The 18,199-nt window shown below is 33.5% G+C and carries 8 protein-coding genes; all 8 read left to right on the plus strand.

The features are described 5' to 3' along the window. Nucleotides 1-32: 32 nt before the first annotated feature. The 8 genes from sigH to JOC47_RS12890 all read left to right on the plus strand — a co-directional run bounded on the left by sigH (nucleotide 33) and on the right by JOC47_RS12890 (nucleotide 17,716). Entirely contained in the window at nucleotides 33-707 is a 675-nt protein-coding gene (sigH, locus tag JOC47_RS12855) for an RNA polymerase sporulation sigma factor SigH (protein ID WP_204702494.1), read from the plus strand. 418 nt (nucleotides 708-1,125) lie between these two features. Further along, nucleotides 1,126-5,136 (plus strand): SGBP N-terminal domain-containing protein, encoded by a 4,011-nt coding sequence (locus JOC47_RS12860; RefSeq protein WP_204702495.1) that lies wholly within the window; start codon nucleotides 1,126-1,128, stop codon nucleotides 5,134-5,136. A gap of 9 nt (nucleotides 5,137-5,145) precedes the next feature. Beyond that, a complete protein-coding gene (locus JOC47_RS12865; protein ID WP_204702496.1) occupies nucleotides 5,146-8,928 on the plus strand; it encodes a starch-binding protein in 3,783 nt (1,260 codons plus the stop codon). A gap of 178 nt (nucleotides 8,929-9,106) precedes the next feature. Next, nucleotides 9,107-10,957: an alpha-amylase domain-containing protein gene (locus JOC47_RS12870; RefSeq protein ID WP_204702497.1), complete on the plus strand. Its 1,851-nt coding sequence runs from the start codon at nucleotides 9,107-9,109 to the stop codon at nucleotides 10,955-10,957. 385 nt (nucleotides 10,958-11,342) lie between these two features. Beyond that, nucleotides 11,343-13,166: an alpha-amylase domain-containing protein gene (locus tag JOC47_RS12875; protein WP_204702498.1), complete on the plus strand. Its 1,824-nt coding sequence runs from the start codon at nucleotides 11,343-11,345 to the stop codon at nucleotides 13,164-13,166. A 260-nt stretch (nucleotides 13,167-13,426) separates the two neighbouring features. Beyond that, complete coding sequence (locus tag JOC47_RS12880) at nucleotides 13,427-14,848, plus strand: alpha-amylase (protein WP_439109078.1); 1,422 nt, start codon at nucleotides 13,427-13,429, stop codon at nucleotides 14,846-14,848. Between the two features lie 140 nt (nucleotides 14,849-14,988). Continuing rightward, complete coding sequence (locus JOC47_RS12885; protein ID WP_204702499.1) at nucleotides 14,989-15,867, plus strand: glucodextranase DOMON-like domain-containing protein; 879 nt, start codon at nucleotides 14,989-14,991, stop codon at nucleotides 15,865-15,867. A gap of 232 nt (nucleotides 15,868-16,099) precedes the next feature. After that, on the plus strand, nucleotides 16,100-17,716 hold the full coding sequence (locus JOC47_RS12890; protein WP_204702500.1) for a formylglycine-generating enzyme family protein: 1,617 nt from the start codon (nucleotides 16,100-16,102) through the stop codon (nucleotides 17,714-17,716). The last annotated feature ends 483 nt before the right edge of the window (nucleotides 17,717-18,199 follow it).

Consider the following 18,199-nt stretch of genomic DNA (forward strand, 5'->3'; position numbering starts at 1 on the left):
ATCATAAAAAAATATACTAAGGTGGGGATATAATGAGCGGCCAATATGATCAGCAGCCTGACTGGAGTAGTAAATATGAACAAATGGAAGAACATAATGTAATTGCATTGGCACAGGATGGAGATAAACTGGCAGAAGAGTATTTAATTGATAATAATATTGATATTGTATATGCAAAATCTAAGTTATTTTATATTAAGGGGCTTGGAAATGATGATGTGATTCAAGAAGGACTTGTTGGACTCTACAAGGCTATTCGAGACTATAAGGTTAAGCGAGAAGCTTCTTTTCGTGGATTTGCCCACTTGTGCGTTAATCGTCAACTAATTTCGGCAATTAAAACAGCTAATCGTCAAAAACATATGCCGCTTAATAATTCAACCTCTATTGACAAGAAATTAAAGTATTCTAAAGATGATGGAGGAAGAGGTCGAACTTTACTTGATATATTGCCAGACCAGCAAAATGATCCGGAAAAGAGTTATGTTAACTCTGAATTAGTCAAAGAGGTTACTTCTCAATTGCGGGACATGTTAACTGATTTAGAATGGGAAGTATTTGATCGTTATATTCAAGGTAAATCATACAAGAGGATTGCAGATGAAATTGAAAGTAGTGTTAAGACGGTTGATAATGCACTACAGAGAGCCAGACGTAAAATTGATGAGTTAAAGCAGAATATAGAAGCAGAATTATATAATAAATAACTTTTATGAGTTGCCCAGAATGTGGGCAACTTTTTTAATTTTTTGCTAATAAAAATCATTAGTAAAGATATTAATCGCCAATCGCTTTGTGGCGATTTTTTTATTGTATAAGTAAAATAGCCTCTTATGTTAATAATTTACATTTAATGGTTGAAATTTGAACAAAAAGGGTGTAAAATTTAAATTGTAGTAACTATAATTTTATAATTTTTAAATAATTTCAAGTAACCTACTATAAGTAAATTAATCGTAGTAACCACAGAATAAGATTATAATTATTAATAAGCATACTCAAAGTATTTTTATGCTTTGAGTATTTCTGTTTTTTGGAGGTGAAATTATAAAACATTAATTAGAGATTAAAGTAAAATTATGAAATGTTAATTCTAATTACAAATAATCAGGGGGGATATTTTGCATGAATGCTTTCTCAAAAGATAATGTTTTAGTTTTATTGTTAGTATTTTTATTAACTTTATTATTGATTTCTGGATGTAGTAGTAGCGATAATGATTCAGATAATATCAATAATGAAACGGCTAAATTAAATATTTCTGTGCCGCTGCCAAATTTGCAGCCTGACATTGCTATCCAAGCAATCACTGATGATTTTAGTATTGATAAAATAGAGGTCTTAGTAGTTAATCAAAATGATACAGATGATGAATATCAAAGAAGTAAAAAGATTAATGCTGAGACTAAAAAAATGGCTTTTAGTTTTAATGAATTGAGAGTAGGAGAAAGTTATAATATTACTATTAATGCAGTAGATAATAGTGGATACAATGTTTACAGTGGAACTGATACTGTGACAATTTCTAATGGAAGTAATATTGCTAAAATAGATTTAGATCTTTTAGCAGCTCAAGGATTAGTAGTTAATTTAAAAGGTATAGCAGAAGATAGTTCAGGTGAAGTAAGGTTAGAACCTTCTGATATAGAAGCTAAAGCTATTTCTGCAGATATAGAGAGAGTTGAATTTAATAATAGTTTAGCAGCTAATGATTATACCTTATTGATTGAGATTAATAATAAAGTAGTTAAGACTAGTGAAATTAGTTTAATGCCGGGAAGAATGACGATTATTAATGGGATTGATATGAATAATCCAGATGTATATTTAAAAGAAAGCGATTTAGAAATAACTTGGGGCCAACCTGGTTCAGGAATTGGAGTCAGTCCTAGAGCAAAGGACTTTGTTAATCAAATTGAAGTAGCTATCAATTCTACAGCAGATGTTTATTATACTCTTGATGGCAGTAATCCAAGAAATAATGGTCAAATATATAACGGAGCGATTACAATTGGCGCCAGCATGGCCGTAGGAGAAAGAAAAACTTTAAAAGTGTTTGCTGAAGGAGAAGATGGGGGAGTTACAAAGAATAGTTATCAATTTACTAAAAAGTATGCGCAGGCTAATCCAAATCAGACAACAATGAAATTAGGAGCTTTATATACACCACAGTTTACAAGCTTTAGAATTTGGTCTCCTGATAGTAAAGATGTCACTGTAACTGTTGATGGGAAAGAACATCAATTAAGAAAGTTAGCTTCTTTTGCTGGCTATGAAGATATTTATCATAGCAAAATAATGGGAGATCTAGAAGGGGCAGAATATCAATTTAAGATAGATGAGCAGGCAGTTAGAGATCCTTATGGTGTAATGGCTAAAGCTGATAAAAATGTGAATATAGTAATGGATGTAAGTAGTGTGCAGCCAGATGGCGGTTGGAGTAGCCGACCAGAATTAAAGCAACGAGAAGATGCAGTTATTTATGAGATGCATGTTAGAGACTTTACTATAGATGATAGTTCTGGAATTAGTGATGCTAAACAAGGTAAATTCTTGGGAATGGTAGAAGAGGGAACTACAATTCCAGGGACTAGTATTACCACAGGAATTGATCATTTGAAAGAATTAGGTGTAACTCATGTCCAAATTATGCCTTTTTATGATTTTGCTACTGAAATGTACAATTGGGGTTATGATCCTCATAATTATAATGTCCCAGAAGATCAGTATGCTCTAGATCCTGATAATTATCACCAACGGGTCAAAGAGGTTAAGGAAATGATCAATCAGTTACATGCTAATGGTATTCGAGTAATTATGGATGTTGTTTATAATCACACTTATTCTAAAGAGATGTTTAGAGGAATTACTAATCAATATTATACTGATGGTGATTGGTCTGGTTGTGGTAATTCAGTTGATACTAGTGTAGCAATGGTTAGTAGAATGATTAAAGATTCTTTAGAATATTGGGTTGATGAATATAACGTAGATGGTTTTAGATTTGATTTAATGGGCATTTACTATGAAGATGCAGTTAAGGACTGGAGCCAACATTTAAATGAAAAATATCCTGAACGAAACTTATTACTTTATGGAGAACCATGGGCAGCATCTGGTACACCTGGTGATACAGTTAGTTATGGTGATATAGCTAAGTTAGCTTCTGGTCATATTGGTTCATTTAATGACCAAATTAGAAATGCTATTATTGGCAGTAATAAAGATGCTTTAGTAGATAGTTATATGTTTAATCGAGGAACTAAAGCCCCAATAATTAAAGATGTAGTTACAGCATCTAATTTAGGTGGATTTGATTTTGCCGATCCCGAGCAGACAATTAATTATGTTTCAGCGCATGATAATTTAGCACTGTGGGATAATATCAAATATGAATTTGCTAATGATGATAATTTAGATTTGAGTACTCAAAAAGCATATGCAACTCGCATTGATAAATTCGCGATGGGGATTGTTGGAACTTCACAGGGAATTCCGTTTATGCATGGTGGAGATGAGATGTTGAGGACTAAAGTTCCAGTAGGAAAAGATATTACTAATCAAGATGTATTCCATCATGTAGAGAACAGTTATAATGCTCCTGATGAATATAATAAAATAGATTGGAATTGGAAGACGGAATATGATAATGATAGTAATGGATTAAATGATGTTTATGAATATTACCAAGATTTAATTGCTTTAAGAAAGAACCATCCTGCATTTAGAATGAACACTTATGATCAAATAGATAGAAATGTAAGTAGTTATGTAGCAGATGATAATTCTAAGGTAGTAATTGCAATCATCGATGGAGCTAAGGTCGGAGATAATTGGGAAGAAATAAGAGTGATTTATAATTCAGGGGCTGATTATAGTTATAAACTACCTGCAGGTGAATGGGAAAAGGTATTTACTGCTGAAGGTAGAGTAACTGAGGAGGTTTCAGGTACTGTGAATTGCGAAGGTACAGCAGTAACTATTTTTGCAGGGCAATCAAGCTCAACTAGTGTTAATTTGACTATTAAAGGTCCGCTTGGGGAGCAGTTGGCCCCTGGTACAGAAGTGATAGCTAGTGTTAATAGTGGAGTAGAAAAGTTAAAAAAGATAGATGAAAATGGTCAGATTAAGTTTAGTGATTTAGCAGTCCAAGATACTTTATTTAGTTTAGAAGTAACTGAAGTAGGGAAAACAGAAGTAAAATTATCTTTAAGTGAAACAATTAATAATTTTGAAGTCAGTCTTGAATCTTTACCATATGTTGATGGAGAGAAAGAAAGTAAATGGGAAGATGATGCTAAAGTATTTACTGACCCAACTGCAGATAATTTTTATGGTAGTAGTGGTGACAGCATAGATTCTATTTATCTCACAAATAATGAAGAAAAATTATATGCTTATATTAGTTTGGATAGTTATACTTGGGGAAAAGAAGCTATGTTTTATATTGATGTAATAAAAAATCAGTCAGGAATAACAGACTTTAGCTCTACTACAGATTGGAGTTGGGGTAATGCTCATGCGATCTTGCCGGATTCTGTTGAAGGAGTTTTATCAGTATTTGGAGATAGAAGTGGTTATGGATTTTATACTTTCTTAGCTGGTGATGAAACTGAGAAAAGTTCTGTAGTAGATATAGCTTATAAAGATGGAAATATAGAAATGAGTGTCCCGCTAACAACTCTTGATTTAAATAGCGGAGATCAGATTAAAGTATTTGCATCAATTAATGATGGACCTAATTCTATTCATGATGTAGTACCTGGCACCGGAACTGATGATGTAATTAGTGATGGAGAGAGAGTATTTGATTTCTCTAATTTAACTACTGAGACCAGTTATGTAATTGGTGGTGGTACTCCACGAAGTAATGAAAAAGAGATAACTGATTTTGAGTTAGCAGAAGAAAGAGGAACTGTAACTATCAATAATAATAATAAAACAGTCAAAATAGAAGTAACATCAGAAACAGATTTAAGTAATTTAACTCCTATAATTGAGGTCTCTGATGAAGCTACAGTAGATCCTGAAAGTGGAATAGAGCAAAATTTTGAAATGCCAGTTACTTATACAGTAACTGCAGAAAATGGTACGAAACAAGGTTGGCTTGTAATGGTTACTAAAAATGAAAGGTAGGTAATTTTAATGTCAAAAGTGTTTACAAGAAGGAAGAGTTTATTATTAGTAATATTAATCTTAAGTTTAACTACTGTAGTTGCTTGTAGTAGTAGTGATGATAATAAAAATACTCCAGCTGATGCAGAATTAAAAGTTAGTCTTGAGGATTTTAATAATGATAGTCAACTGGACTTAACTATCAAAGAAATAACAGTCACTTTAACTAATCAAAATGATAGCAGTGATAAAAAAGAAAAAACTAAGAATTATGATCAAGGAAATGTAGCCTTTAATTTTAATAAATTACAGCAAGATACTACTTATAAGATAGATGTAGTTGCTATAGATGATGAAGGCTATGAAGTTTATTATGGGGATGATACTGCTATAATAAGTAGCAGTAGTCAAACTAAAACTATTGAATTAACTCAAACTAAAGCCAAAGGATTAGTGATTAATTTTAAAAATATTCCAGAGGAGGCGGCTTCAGGAGAGCTAAAACTAAGCCCAGCCCAAGAAGAATTAATAGCAGCAATTGACTTAAATGATAAACAAGCGCAATTTAATGATATTATAGCTGGCAATTATGCTTTAGAAGTAGAATTATTTGATGCTGAAGAAAATTCAATCTACCAAGAGCAGACTGATTCTGATTTAAGCGTGTTACCAGGTAGAGTTACTAATATTACTATCAATTTAAGTACGGGAAATGAACTGATAGTTGATATTAATTGGGGTTCTACAATTGCCCCTCAGGCTCCAACAGGAGTAGCGGCTACTGCTACAGAATCTGGTATTAAATTGAATTGGGATGATAATGCTGCTCAATACATGGTTTATCGGGGTCAAAGTAACGAGCGGAAATTGCCTTTAGCACGCAGTAAAAATAATATTTATACAGATAGTACAGCAATAGCAGGTACTAGTTATTATTATTGGGTGCGGGCTATTGGGGATGATGGTTTAAATAGTGATTTATCAACTGCGGTTACAGCAACAGCTGTTCCTCATCAATATGAAGGGGTTAAAGTACATTTTAAAGATGCAGCCGGTACTCCAAAAGTTTATTCTTGGTATCATAGTGATGGAGAAAAGGTTGAACCTAATGGCGGTTGGCCTGGCGCAGAAATGAAGTATGAAGGTAATGCTTGGTATTACGCTGAATTTCCAGAAGTTACTGATATAAGTTTAATTTTTATTCCAAGTACAGGAGAAAGTGACCAGACCCCTACTTTAAGCAGAAGTCAAAATGAATGGTGGTATCAAGATGGTCAGTGGTATTCTGCTTGCCCAGAAAAATCTCAGAAACCCGAAGTAGCTTTTGATTTGAGCGAAGGAACTTATAAAGGTGAACAAGAACTTGAGATTTCTCTAATTGGTAGTAATTTAAGAGATATAAGTGCAGAATTTAATGGTCAGTCAGTTACTTTGCATGATACAGAGAATAAGATTGATAAGACTACTATTCAACTAGGAGATTATCTTGCCAATGGTGAAACAGCAGAAATTACAGTTACTGCAACTAATGATGCAGGGACTATTACTACTACAGCAACTTATACTCGTGAGGATAGTTATGAAGGAGATTTTGTTTTTTATTTAAAATATAGTGGTTCTGATACTCCTAATATGTATGCTTGGCTTGATAGTGGTGAACAACCACTTGGTTCTTGGCCAGGTTCGGCAATGACTGATGAAGAAAACGGATATTATGTTTATAAATTTGATAATGTTGACTTTGAGCAATTAAATTTAATATTTAACTGGACTGGGGGGCAGACAGACGATCTTTCTGTTGACTCTAAGGGGCAGTATTGGTATGAAGATAAAGATGGAGATGGTAGCAAAGAGTTATATAAGAAAGATAAACCTACAATTTCAATCACTCCAGCTAGTGGAGTTTACCAAGGATCTAAAATGATTCAAATTAACTTAAAAGGTAATGGATTTACTATTTCTGATGCTGAGTATGAGTTCAATGGGCAAATAGTTGATTTGACTGATAAACCCCAAGAAACTATAACTTTAAGTGATTATGTAGATGATGGGGCCAGTGCAACGTTAACAGTGACTGCAGAAAACGAGGTAGGAACTGTTACTAAAGAAGTAAATTACACCAGAGATGATAATGCAGTTGTAGAGGCTACTGGATTCACTTGGGATAATGCTAATGTTTATTTTGTAATTACTGATCGGTTTTATAATGGAGATACTAGTAATGACAATTCTTATGGCAGACCTCAAGTAGATGCTGCAGGAAATGAGATTGGAACCTTTCATGGAGGGGATATTCCAGGATTAAAAGAAAAAATAGATAGTGGATATTTTGATAAACTAGGAGTTAATGCAATTTGGATTACAGCACCATACGAACAGATTCATGGTTTTGTTGGAGGAGGAGATGATGGAAGTTTTGCACATTATGCTTATCATGGCTACTATGCTTTAGATTATACAGCTTTAGATAAGAATATGGGGACAGTCGAGGAATTTAGAGATTTTGTTAATACTGCTCATGAGCATGAAATTCGAATTGTGATGGACGTAGTAATGAATCATCCTGGTTATAATACAATTAAAGATATGAACCAATATAATTTTGGTGGCTGGAAGAATAAAGCTTTAAATGATGATTGGTCTCCGACTAAGAAAGAAAATTGGCACAGCTATCATAAGAGCATTGACTATGCAGGTTCTGCCGAGCAGTGGGCCAACTGGTGGGGGCCAAATTGGATCAGAGCTGGTATTGCTGGTTATGATTCAGGAGGAGATGATGTGCTAACTGAAGGTTTAGATGGACTGCCAGATTTTAAAACAGAATTAGAAATAGCAGCAGAATTGCCAGCGGTTTTAAAAACAAAGTGGAGTCAAGAAGATAGTAGTTATGAGGATTGGGTAGTACCAACAGCTCAAAATTTAAGACGAGATTTAGGAATTGCTCCAGCAGATTATATTACTAAATGGTTAGCAGCTTGGGTAGAAGAGTTTGGAATTGATGGTTTTAGAGTCGATACTGTTAAACATGTCGATGAAGAGCAGTGGGGGCAGTTAAAAGAAGCTGCTCAAAAAGCTCTAGAAAGTTGGCGTGATGACAACTCTACTGCGCCAGGAGCAGATTGGGATGAAGACTTCTGGATGGTAGGAGAAGTTAATCCCCATGGTGTGGATAAGAGTGATTATTTTTATGATAACAATGGTGATGGAATCACAGATTTTGATGCTGTAATTAATTTTAATTTTCCTAAAGATGGTGACTTATCTGAAATTGGTGCTTTATGGCAGGATTACGCTGATGAAATTAATAGTGATCAGCAATTTAATGTGATGAGTTATATTTCCTCTCATGATACCCAATTAGGAGCTTTAGGCAATAAAATTGATGCTGGTACAGCATTGTTATTAGCACCGGGAGTAGTACAGACTTTTTATGGTGATGAGATAGATAGACAGCCTAGTACAGGTGACTTTGATGAAGTTCAACAAACTAGGTCTGATTATCCTTGGTATGAGCAAGAAGAAGATGTTTTAACTCACTGGCAGAAGCTGGGCCAATTTAGAGCTAATCATCCAGCAGTAGGAGCAGGAAGCCAGATTGATTTAGGAGATGACACTTATTTAAGAACCTTTGGCAGCGATAAAGTAGTTATTAAGATTAATGCTTCAGGTGCTACTAAAATTGATGTCAGTAAGGTTTTCGCTGATGGTGTTACTTTGAGAAATGCTTATACTGCTTCACAAGACGAAGTAAGTGATGGAAGTATTGAGTTTGAAGCTCAAAATGGGGTGATTTTGTTAGAAAAAATTAATTAATATAATATGTATAACTAAGACAGGGAATTTTCCCTGTCTTAGTTATTTTTGAGTTCATAGCTTATAAATCATGACTCATAGCACATAGCTTAATTTCCATTTTTAATTTAGATAAAGGATAAATTAGTAATATCTCGAATAATTATAAATAGAAATAATTTGAAAGGGGAGATATAAATTGGAATTTAATAAAAGAATAGTTATTTCAATAATGTTAGTAATTTTAATATTTACATTTGTAGGATGTAAAGAAGAAACAGATTTTGCTGCAAAAGAAGAAGTTAGTTTTACTGTAGTTGGCTCTAACTTAGCTAATTATCAAGAAACTGGAGTTGAAGCAGATACTAAAGAGCTAAACGTAAAATTCAATCAACAACTAGCAGAAGTAGAAGTTAGTTTATTAAAAAATGGAGAGCAGGTCACTGGATTTAAAACTAATATCGATAAGCAGCAGTTAAGTATCACTAGTTTGAAATTAGTGCCAATCACTAATTATAAACTAGTAATAGTAGCTAAAAGTGATAGCGGGCAAGAAATAACTAATAGTTATCAATTTGAGACTAAACCTGCCTCATATCCGCAGGTAGAAAACCCTAATGAAACTTTATTACAAGGTTTTTATTGGGAAATGGCAGGGTATCCTTATTTAGATAAATATCCGGAAGAAAAGAATTTGTGGGAACTTTTAGCCAAACGAGCACCTAAATTTAAAGAATTAGGTTTTACTTCAATTTGGATCCCCCCTGCTAATAAAGCTGATAGCGTCAGAGACGAAGGATATGCTGTGTATGATTTATGGGATTTAGGAGAATTTAAGCAAGCAGGTAGTGTGAGAACAAAATATGGAACGAAAGAAGAATTAGAAACAGCAGTAGCAGCATTACATGAACAAAATATTAAGGTTTATTATGATGCGGTACTGAATCATAGAATAGGTTTGGGTAAGCAAAATGTGGAAAGTACTGTTTTAAAATCTGGTAAAGAGATTAAATCCTATACTAGTTTCCCTAATTTAAAAGGGCGAGAAAAATATTATAGTCAAGCAGAGAAGTGGGATTGGAATTGGAAACAATTTGATGGAGTAGATTATGATGCTGAAGATGGTCCGATTTCACCACAAGCCTTTAAAGATAAGACTTGGGATGATACTTATGACAAAGATTATTTATTAGGGGCAGATGTTGATTATGAAAATAAGAAAGTGCAACATGAACTTAAAGAATGGGGTGCTTGGTTAGTCAATGATATTGGATTTGATGGTTTTAGAATAGATGCTGTGAAACATATTGATTCTAATTTTATTGACCAGTGGTTAACCCACATTCAGAAAAATAGTGAGAAAGATGTATTCTTTGTCGGGGAAGCTTGGATTAAAAACAAAATGGGATTATCATTTTTCTTATCTGATGTTGATAATAAAGATTTAACAGTTTTTGATTTTCCTCTGCGCAATACATTTAAAGATATGATGACAGGTCTAGTTAACATGTCTGCTTTAGGAAGTGCAGGTTTAGTTAATGACCCTAATTATAGCGACCGAGCTATTACATTTATTGATAATCATGATACAGGCAGAGATAAAGTCGAATATAATGCACCAATTACTAGATTTAAGATGCAGGCTTATGCTTATATTTTAACTCGGGCGCAAGGAAAACCAATGGTATTTTGGAAGGATTATTATCAGAATGGATATCAAAGTGAACTGCATAAATTACTAGAAGTAAGAAAATATTATGCTTATGGCCCAGGTAGAGAAGTTAATAATAATAGTAAACGCGTCTATTCTTATGTACGAGAAGGGTTAGAAAGTAAACCACGTACTGGCTTAGTAGCAATGATTAGTTCAGGTACATCAGGTGAAGTAGTCAGCAAAAGAATTAAAACTAATAAACCAAATACCACTTTTTACGACTATACAAGAAATATAAAAGAGACCGTAACTACAGATGAAAATGGATATGCTGAGTTCAAAATTCGCCTATCCGAAAAAACCGGATGGAGTATATGGGTACCCAGCTCAAAATGAAGCATATAGATTGCGCACTTTAACTAGCTCTAAGCACAGCGCTTAGGACTACACGGAGGGTCTCACGCTTTTCGAGACCCGGAGGGCTAGAACATGTAAGCAATGAAATATAGATAACAAGACCAAAGAGCAATTTGGATTAAAAGAGCATCTGGGTACCCAGCTCAAAATGAAGCATATAGATTGCGGGATCACAGCAAATTGCAAATGAATTGTATATTGATTGCGCAAAGTAATTAGTGTTAAGATGAAGCGCTGTGGGCTACACGGAGAGTTTTGTGAGCAAAACTCGTAGACACTTAACTAGCTCTAAGCACAGCGAATTGGGCTACACGAAGGGTCTAGAATAGATTACGAAAATAGAGAGGGGCTTTATATTTGGGAGATGAATAATAAAAAGATATTAAGTTTAATTGTGGTTTTATTGTTATTGACTTTTAGTGGAGGATGTTTGCAACCTCAAGAATTTGCAGTAATAGATTCTAATTTAGCTAATTATAAAGAAACTGGAGTAACACCTAAAGTAGAGAAAATAAAATTAAAGTTTAGCCATAATTTAGCTGCCGTTGAGGCAAATTTAATTGAAAATGATAAGCGAGAATTAGACTTAAAGGTGCAAAAGAACGGTAAAAAATTATTGATTACTGGTTTTAAATTAAATCCGATTACTAACTATGATTTAACAATCACAGCAGCAGATAAACAAGGAAAGAAGATAGTAAATGAATATCAATTTATTACTGAAGCAGCTTCTTATCCCCAAGTAGATAAACGAAATAAAACATTATTACAGGCTTTTTATTGGGAAATGAATAAAGGAAAGTATGGTGAGAAATATCCTGAAGAGAAAGAATTATGGCAATTATTAGCTCAGCGTGCTGTTGAATTTAAAGAGTTGGGAATTACTGCTTTATGGCTTCCTCCAGCTAATAAAGCTCATAATCAAGAAGATGAGGGTTATGCTGCTTATGATTTGTGGGATTTAGGTGAGTTTGATCAAGCTGGAACAGTAAGAACTAAATATGGAACTAAAAAAGAATTAGAGCAGGCAGTTAAAGATTTGCATCAGCAGGATATTAAAGTATATTATGATGCTGTGTTAAATCAAAGAATTGCGCATGGAAAAAATAATTTAGAAACTGCTCCATTAAAAGGTGGCGACCAGATCAAATCCTATACTAAATTTAGCCCTTTAAAAGGACGAAAAAAGTATTATAAGCAGTCTGAAGAGTTTCAATGGAACTGGAAGGCTTTTGATGGTGTAGATTATGGGGCTGAAAAAGGTGAAATTGGTGCTAGGAATTTTAAAGGTAAATCCTGGGATGATACCTATGATGTAGATTATCTGATGGCTTCTGATGTAGATTATGAAAATGAAAAGGTACAGCATGAACTTAAAACCTGGGGTAGTTGGATAGTTAATGATATTGGTTTTGACGGTTATAGATTAGATGCAGTAAAGCATATAGATGCTAATTTTCTGTCGCAGTGGATGACTCATATTCAACAAAATAGTGAGAAAGATGTATTTTTTGTCGGAGAAGCTTGGATTGAAAATAATATGGGTTTAAAATTTTTCTTAAGCTCTATTAATAATGATAATATGAATTTATTTGATTTTCCTTTACGTAATGCATTTACTTCAATGAGTTTTGGTAATTTGAATATGGCAGCTTTACAGTCAGCTGGTTTTGTAAATGATGCAATGTATGGTGATAGAGCAGTAATGTTTGTAGATAATCATGATACAGGTCGTGATGAAGCTTCTTATAAAACTCCAATTATTCATCGAGAGTTGCAGGCTTATTCTTATATGCTGACTCGAGATAAAGGATATCCAATGGTTTTCTGGAAACATTTATATAATTCTGATTTGCAAAAAGACTTAACTCGATTATTAGAAGTGAGAAAGTATTATGCTTATGGTCCAGGAAGAGAAGTTGATAATAACACACAGAAGGTATATTCTTATGTGAGAGAAGGCTTAACAGGAAAACCAAATACCGGATTAGTAATGATGATTACAACGGGAACTTCTGGTGAAATCGCAACGAGAAAAATTAAAACTAATAAAGCTAATACTACTTTTCATGACTATACTAGAAATATCAAAGAAGCTATTACTACAGACGAAAATGGTTATGCAGAATTTAAAGTACGTAAAACCATAGATGCTGGATGGAGCATCTGGGTACCTAGCAAAAAGTAGTGCATATAGATTGCGGAATCACAGCAAGTTGTAAATGAGTTGTATACTGATTGCGCAAAGTAATTAGTGTTAAGATGAAGCGCTGTGGGCTCCACGGAGAGTTTTGTGAGCAAAACTCGTAGACACTTTAATTAGCTCTAAGCACAGCGCTTAGGACTACACGAAGGGGTCTTCAAATTTTATCTTAAGAAAATGATTAATTTAGTCGTGAGTAATGGGCTGTTAGCTCAAAGTTCACGATTTATTGTTTAATAAAAGGGGTGATTAGTTTGAATGAAGTATTAATGCAGGCATTTTATTGGGAAATGAATCAAGGACGATATGCTGAAGAATATCCTGAAGAAGAAAATTTATGGCAGTTATTAGCTCAGCGGTCAGAAGAATTATCTGAAGTGGGGATTACTTCTTTGTGGTTACCTCCAGCGAATAAAGGAAAAGCTGGCAGCTATGATGTGGGTTATGGAACTTATGATTTATGGGATTTAGGCGAATTTTATCAACAAGGAACAGTAAGAACTAAATATGGTACTAAAGAAGAATTAGAAGAAGCTATTAAAGAGTTGCATCAGCAGGGAATTGATGTTTATTATGATGCAGTATTAAATCATCGTTTAGGAGCTGACGAATCGGAAGTTGTAGAATTGAAGTCTGGTGATTTAGCTGAGGTATGGACAAAATTTAAATTTCCTGGTCGTGATAAGTATAGTACTTTTGAATGGGATTGGCAGTGTTTTGATGGTATTGATTGGGACCAGAGAACAGAAAAAGGAGGTAAATATTTATTTGTTAATAAACAGTGGGATAAATCCTATGCTGAAGATTATATTATGGGAGCAGATATAGATTATCAGAATTCTGATGTCAGAGCTGAAGTTAAAAAGTGGGGATATTGGATAGTTGAAGAGATTGGTTTTGATGGTTTCAGATTGGATGCCAGCAAGCATATAGATAATGATTTTATTGCTGAATTTATTTCATATTTACAACAAAAGTCAGAAAAAGATTTACAGTTTATAGGGGAATCTTGGGAAGAAAATCCTAATTCATTAATTGCTTATTTAGAGCAAGTAGGAACACAAGATTTAAGTGTTTTTGATTTTGCTTTAAGAAATGAATTTACTAAATTACGTGATGGCAACTTAGATTTAAGGTGGCTTGGGGGAGCAGGTTTAGTTAACCAAGCGGGATATGAAGAACGAGCAGTTACTTTTGTAGACAGTCATGATACAGACCGAGATAATGAAGATAAATCAATTAGTAAGCGTAAACAGCAGGCATATGCTTATATTTTAATGCGTGAAGATGGTTTACCTTGTATTTACTGGAAGGATTATTATATTTGGGGCTTGAAAGAGGAACTAGATAAACTAATAGATGCCCGACAAAAGTTTGCTTATGGACCAGGCTATGAGACTAATACGAATGATTATAATACTTATTCTTATATTAGAGAAGGAAGTTCTGAAGTTCCTAATAGTGGATTAGTAATGATGATCACCCAATCTGACGAGGGAGGAGTAATTACTAAGGAAATAAATTCCCTACAGTCGAATACAACTTTTTATGATTATACAGGAAATATAGAAGGTACAGTTGAAACTGATAATAATGGTGTAGGAGAATTCAAAGTTCAAGCTCAAGCAGATGCCGGATGGAGCATCTGGGTACCTAGCAAAAAATAAAGCATATAGATTGCAGAATCCCCTTTCAACCTCATTTTTTGAGGTCCAGAGGGGATTCTGTATTTTTATAAAAATCTTCTAATTTTTATTTTGCTTCATAATAATAAATAACAAGTAGATTATATAAAGGGGCGAAAATTATGAAAGTGTGTAAATTATTAGTCTTATTTTTATTGATTAGTTTAGTAGTTACTAATACTGTTATGGCTGAATCTAAAAAAATATTTGAAATGAATGACCCACTTGGAGATGATTATGGAGCCGGAACTTATATTTATCCTCAACACCAACAATTCAAAGATTATCAGGGGTTATTTGACTTAAGTTTTTTTAAAGTAATGGCTAATGAAAAGCAATATATTTTTTATTTTAAATTTAAGCAGGTTACTAATCCTTGGCATGCACCTTATGGTTTCAGTCATCAGTTGATTCAAGTCTATATTGATAATAGTGATGGAGGAAGTAAAGAAGTTTTTAAACAAGGGGCCAATGTTAAATTTGAAAAGCAACATCCGTGGAATCAATTATTAAAAATTACCGGTTGGAATGTTGAGTTGTTTAATTTAGATGACAAACAAAAGGATTATAAACTTTTAGAATCAGCAGCAGTTAAGCTGGAAGAAAAAAAAGTAATTAAAGTTACTATTCCGCGAAAAAAATTAAAAGATTTATCCGAAGCCTATTATTATGTATTAGTTGGCTCTTTAGATGGATTTAATTATGACAATTATAGAAAGGTTACGGCTGAAGGAGGGGCATGGAACTTTGGTGGAGGAACTGATAGCGATTTAAATCCTAATGTAATTGATACTTTGGTCCCAGAAGGATTAAGTCAAAAGCAGGTGTTAGGTAGTTTTGATACAGAAGAGGGACAGTTAGCAACTTTGCGAGCAGTTGGCCCAGAATTAGCTTTGCCTTGGAAACTAGTTATTATTTTTGCCTTTAGCATTATATTCTTATTAACTATTTTTGGAATAATAATAAAATTTATTAATAAAAAGTTTATTAAATGCATTTAATAAATAAATTACTTTAAAAAAGTATATTTTGTGATAAAATATAAATAAATATCTATAAGTGGAATAAGTTGTTAAAAAATGATATTGTTTAAAAGCATTTTATAAGTTTATAAGTATATAAAATGACATGCCGCTATTTTCTAATAAAAAGTGAATGCGGTATGTTATTTTATTTTTTATAATATTAATCTAATAAAACAAAATAAAAAAAGTTATCAGGAGGTAATAATTAATGAAGAAGAAAAGAATAACAATTTTAGTTTTAAGTTTAATTTTATTGTTGGGTTTGGTAGGATGTTCAGATGATGATAGTGTAAAGAAATATAATTTAACAGTAGAACCTAAAACAGATGGGACAGGAGAAGTAACAGTAGAACCTTTAAAAGATAAATATGAAGAAGGTAAGGAAGTAACTCTGACACCTAATGGAAAAGGAGAACATAATTTTGACCATTGGGAAGGTAGTGGTTATGATGGAAATACAGATAATCCGCTAATATTAGAGATGACAAGTGATATTACCTTAGTAGCAGTATTTAAAGATAGTATAGCTCCATCAAGTCCGACAATAGAAGGTATAAGTGCTGGAAAATATAATAGCAATCAGACTTTTACAATATCAGGAGTAAATGAAGCAAAAATAGAGTATTCAACAGATGGAGGAACAAGTTGGACTGAATATAGTTCCGAAGTGACATTATCAGAAGAAAAGACTTATGATTTGGTAGCCAGACAAACAGATGAAGCAGGAAATACTTCAAGTAATACAGCTACAATTACAGTAACAATTGATAAAACTGCTCCTGATTGGACAACAGGTCCTAATATCACAACAACAGCGGATACAAGTAGTGTAGGAATTAGTGCCCAAGTAGATGAAGGAGGAACAGTTTATTATAAAGTTATTTTTGATGGGATAACAAAGCTAACAGCAAGTGAAGTAAAATCAGCCGGAAATAGTACTTCAATTTCAGCAGATATAGAAAAAGAGATTACCATTGATAGTCTTAATGCAGGAACAAAGTATGATATTTTCTTTGTAGCAGAAGACAATGCTGGTAATTTACAGAGTGATAGTATAGTAAAAAAAGTAGATGTTAGTACTACTATAACAGCACCAGAAATGGTAACAGTATTATCAGGAACAGCAGCAGATGGAAGCACCTCGATAGATTACGATATAGAAATGGGTAAGTATGAAATAACTCATGCAGAGTTCATTAAGTTCTTGAATAGTGCAGGAGTAACTTCAGATGGTAGTTATGAAGGAAAAGAAATAATAGATATGGATGCTATTGATTGTGCAGTAGGATATGATGATAGATTTTATTTTGCCGGGAGTGGGAAAGCAAAAGTTGAAAATACTCCAGTAATAGAGGTAACTTGGTATGGAGCAGTAGCTTATTATAATTGGTTAAGTGAACATGAAGGATTAACTCCAGCTTATGATTTGAATAATTGGGAGTTAAAGACTTCAGATAAATCTGTTTTAGAAGGATATAGGTTACCGACTGCAAATGAGTGGTGGTATGCAGCTCGTGGTGGAGCTGATGGAGACAATACAACTTATGCTGGTAGTGATAATATTGATGAGGTAGCTTGGTATGGAGAAGACTGGAACATAGGTTCGACTCATCCAGTAGGCGAACTAAAGGCAAATGAACTTGGTATATATGATATATCAGGAAACGTGTGGGAGTGGAGCAACACCCCCTATGGTTCTTCCCGAGTTGTTTTGGGTGGCAGCTGGGGCAGCGACGCAGTCAGCTGCGAGGTGGACAACTTTTACGCTAGTGATCCGTCCTTTGGCGATTTTTACCGCGGTTTTCGTCTTACCAAGACGAAGTAGGCGAGATGAACGAGCTTCAGAAGAAGGTTTTCCATCCTATATTATATCAATTAATAATCAGTTGAACGAAATTATTCAGTTAAAGCTCTAATCATTAGCTAAATTAAATCCTAATAAATGTTTTTTGAAATTTGAAATGCATTAATATGATAGATGAAATTGATCAGTTTATTAATAAAAGCAAATTGATGCAGGACTTCTGATAACAGCAGATTAAAGGCATCCCAGTCTATGATCATAAATGAAGGGTGGGATGTTTTACATAAAGATTTAGTTTTAATTAGAAGTTTAGGAGCATTAACGGGGACGTCGTGAATCTGCGGGACGTTAACTGAATTAAGTGTAAAAGTTTATAATGATGGGGATACAGGAGGGGTTTCTAAACAGTTTAATTATTTATAATCAAATATACTTATTTTGATGTATAAATAGATAGATTTTGGTTATATTATTAATAGGTGATAAAAAATGAAACTATCAATT

It is taken from the genome of Halanaerobacter jeridensis, assembly GCF_016908315.1.
Taxonomy (GTDB): Bacteria; Bacillota; Halanaerobiia; order Halobacteroidales; family Halobacteroidaceae; genus Halanaerobacter; species Halanaerobacter jeridensis.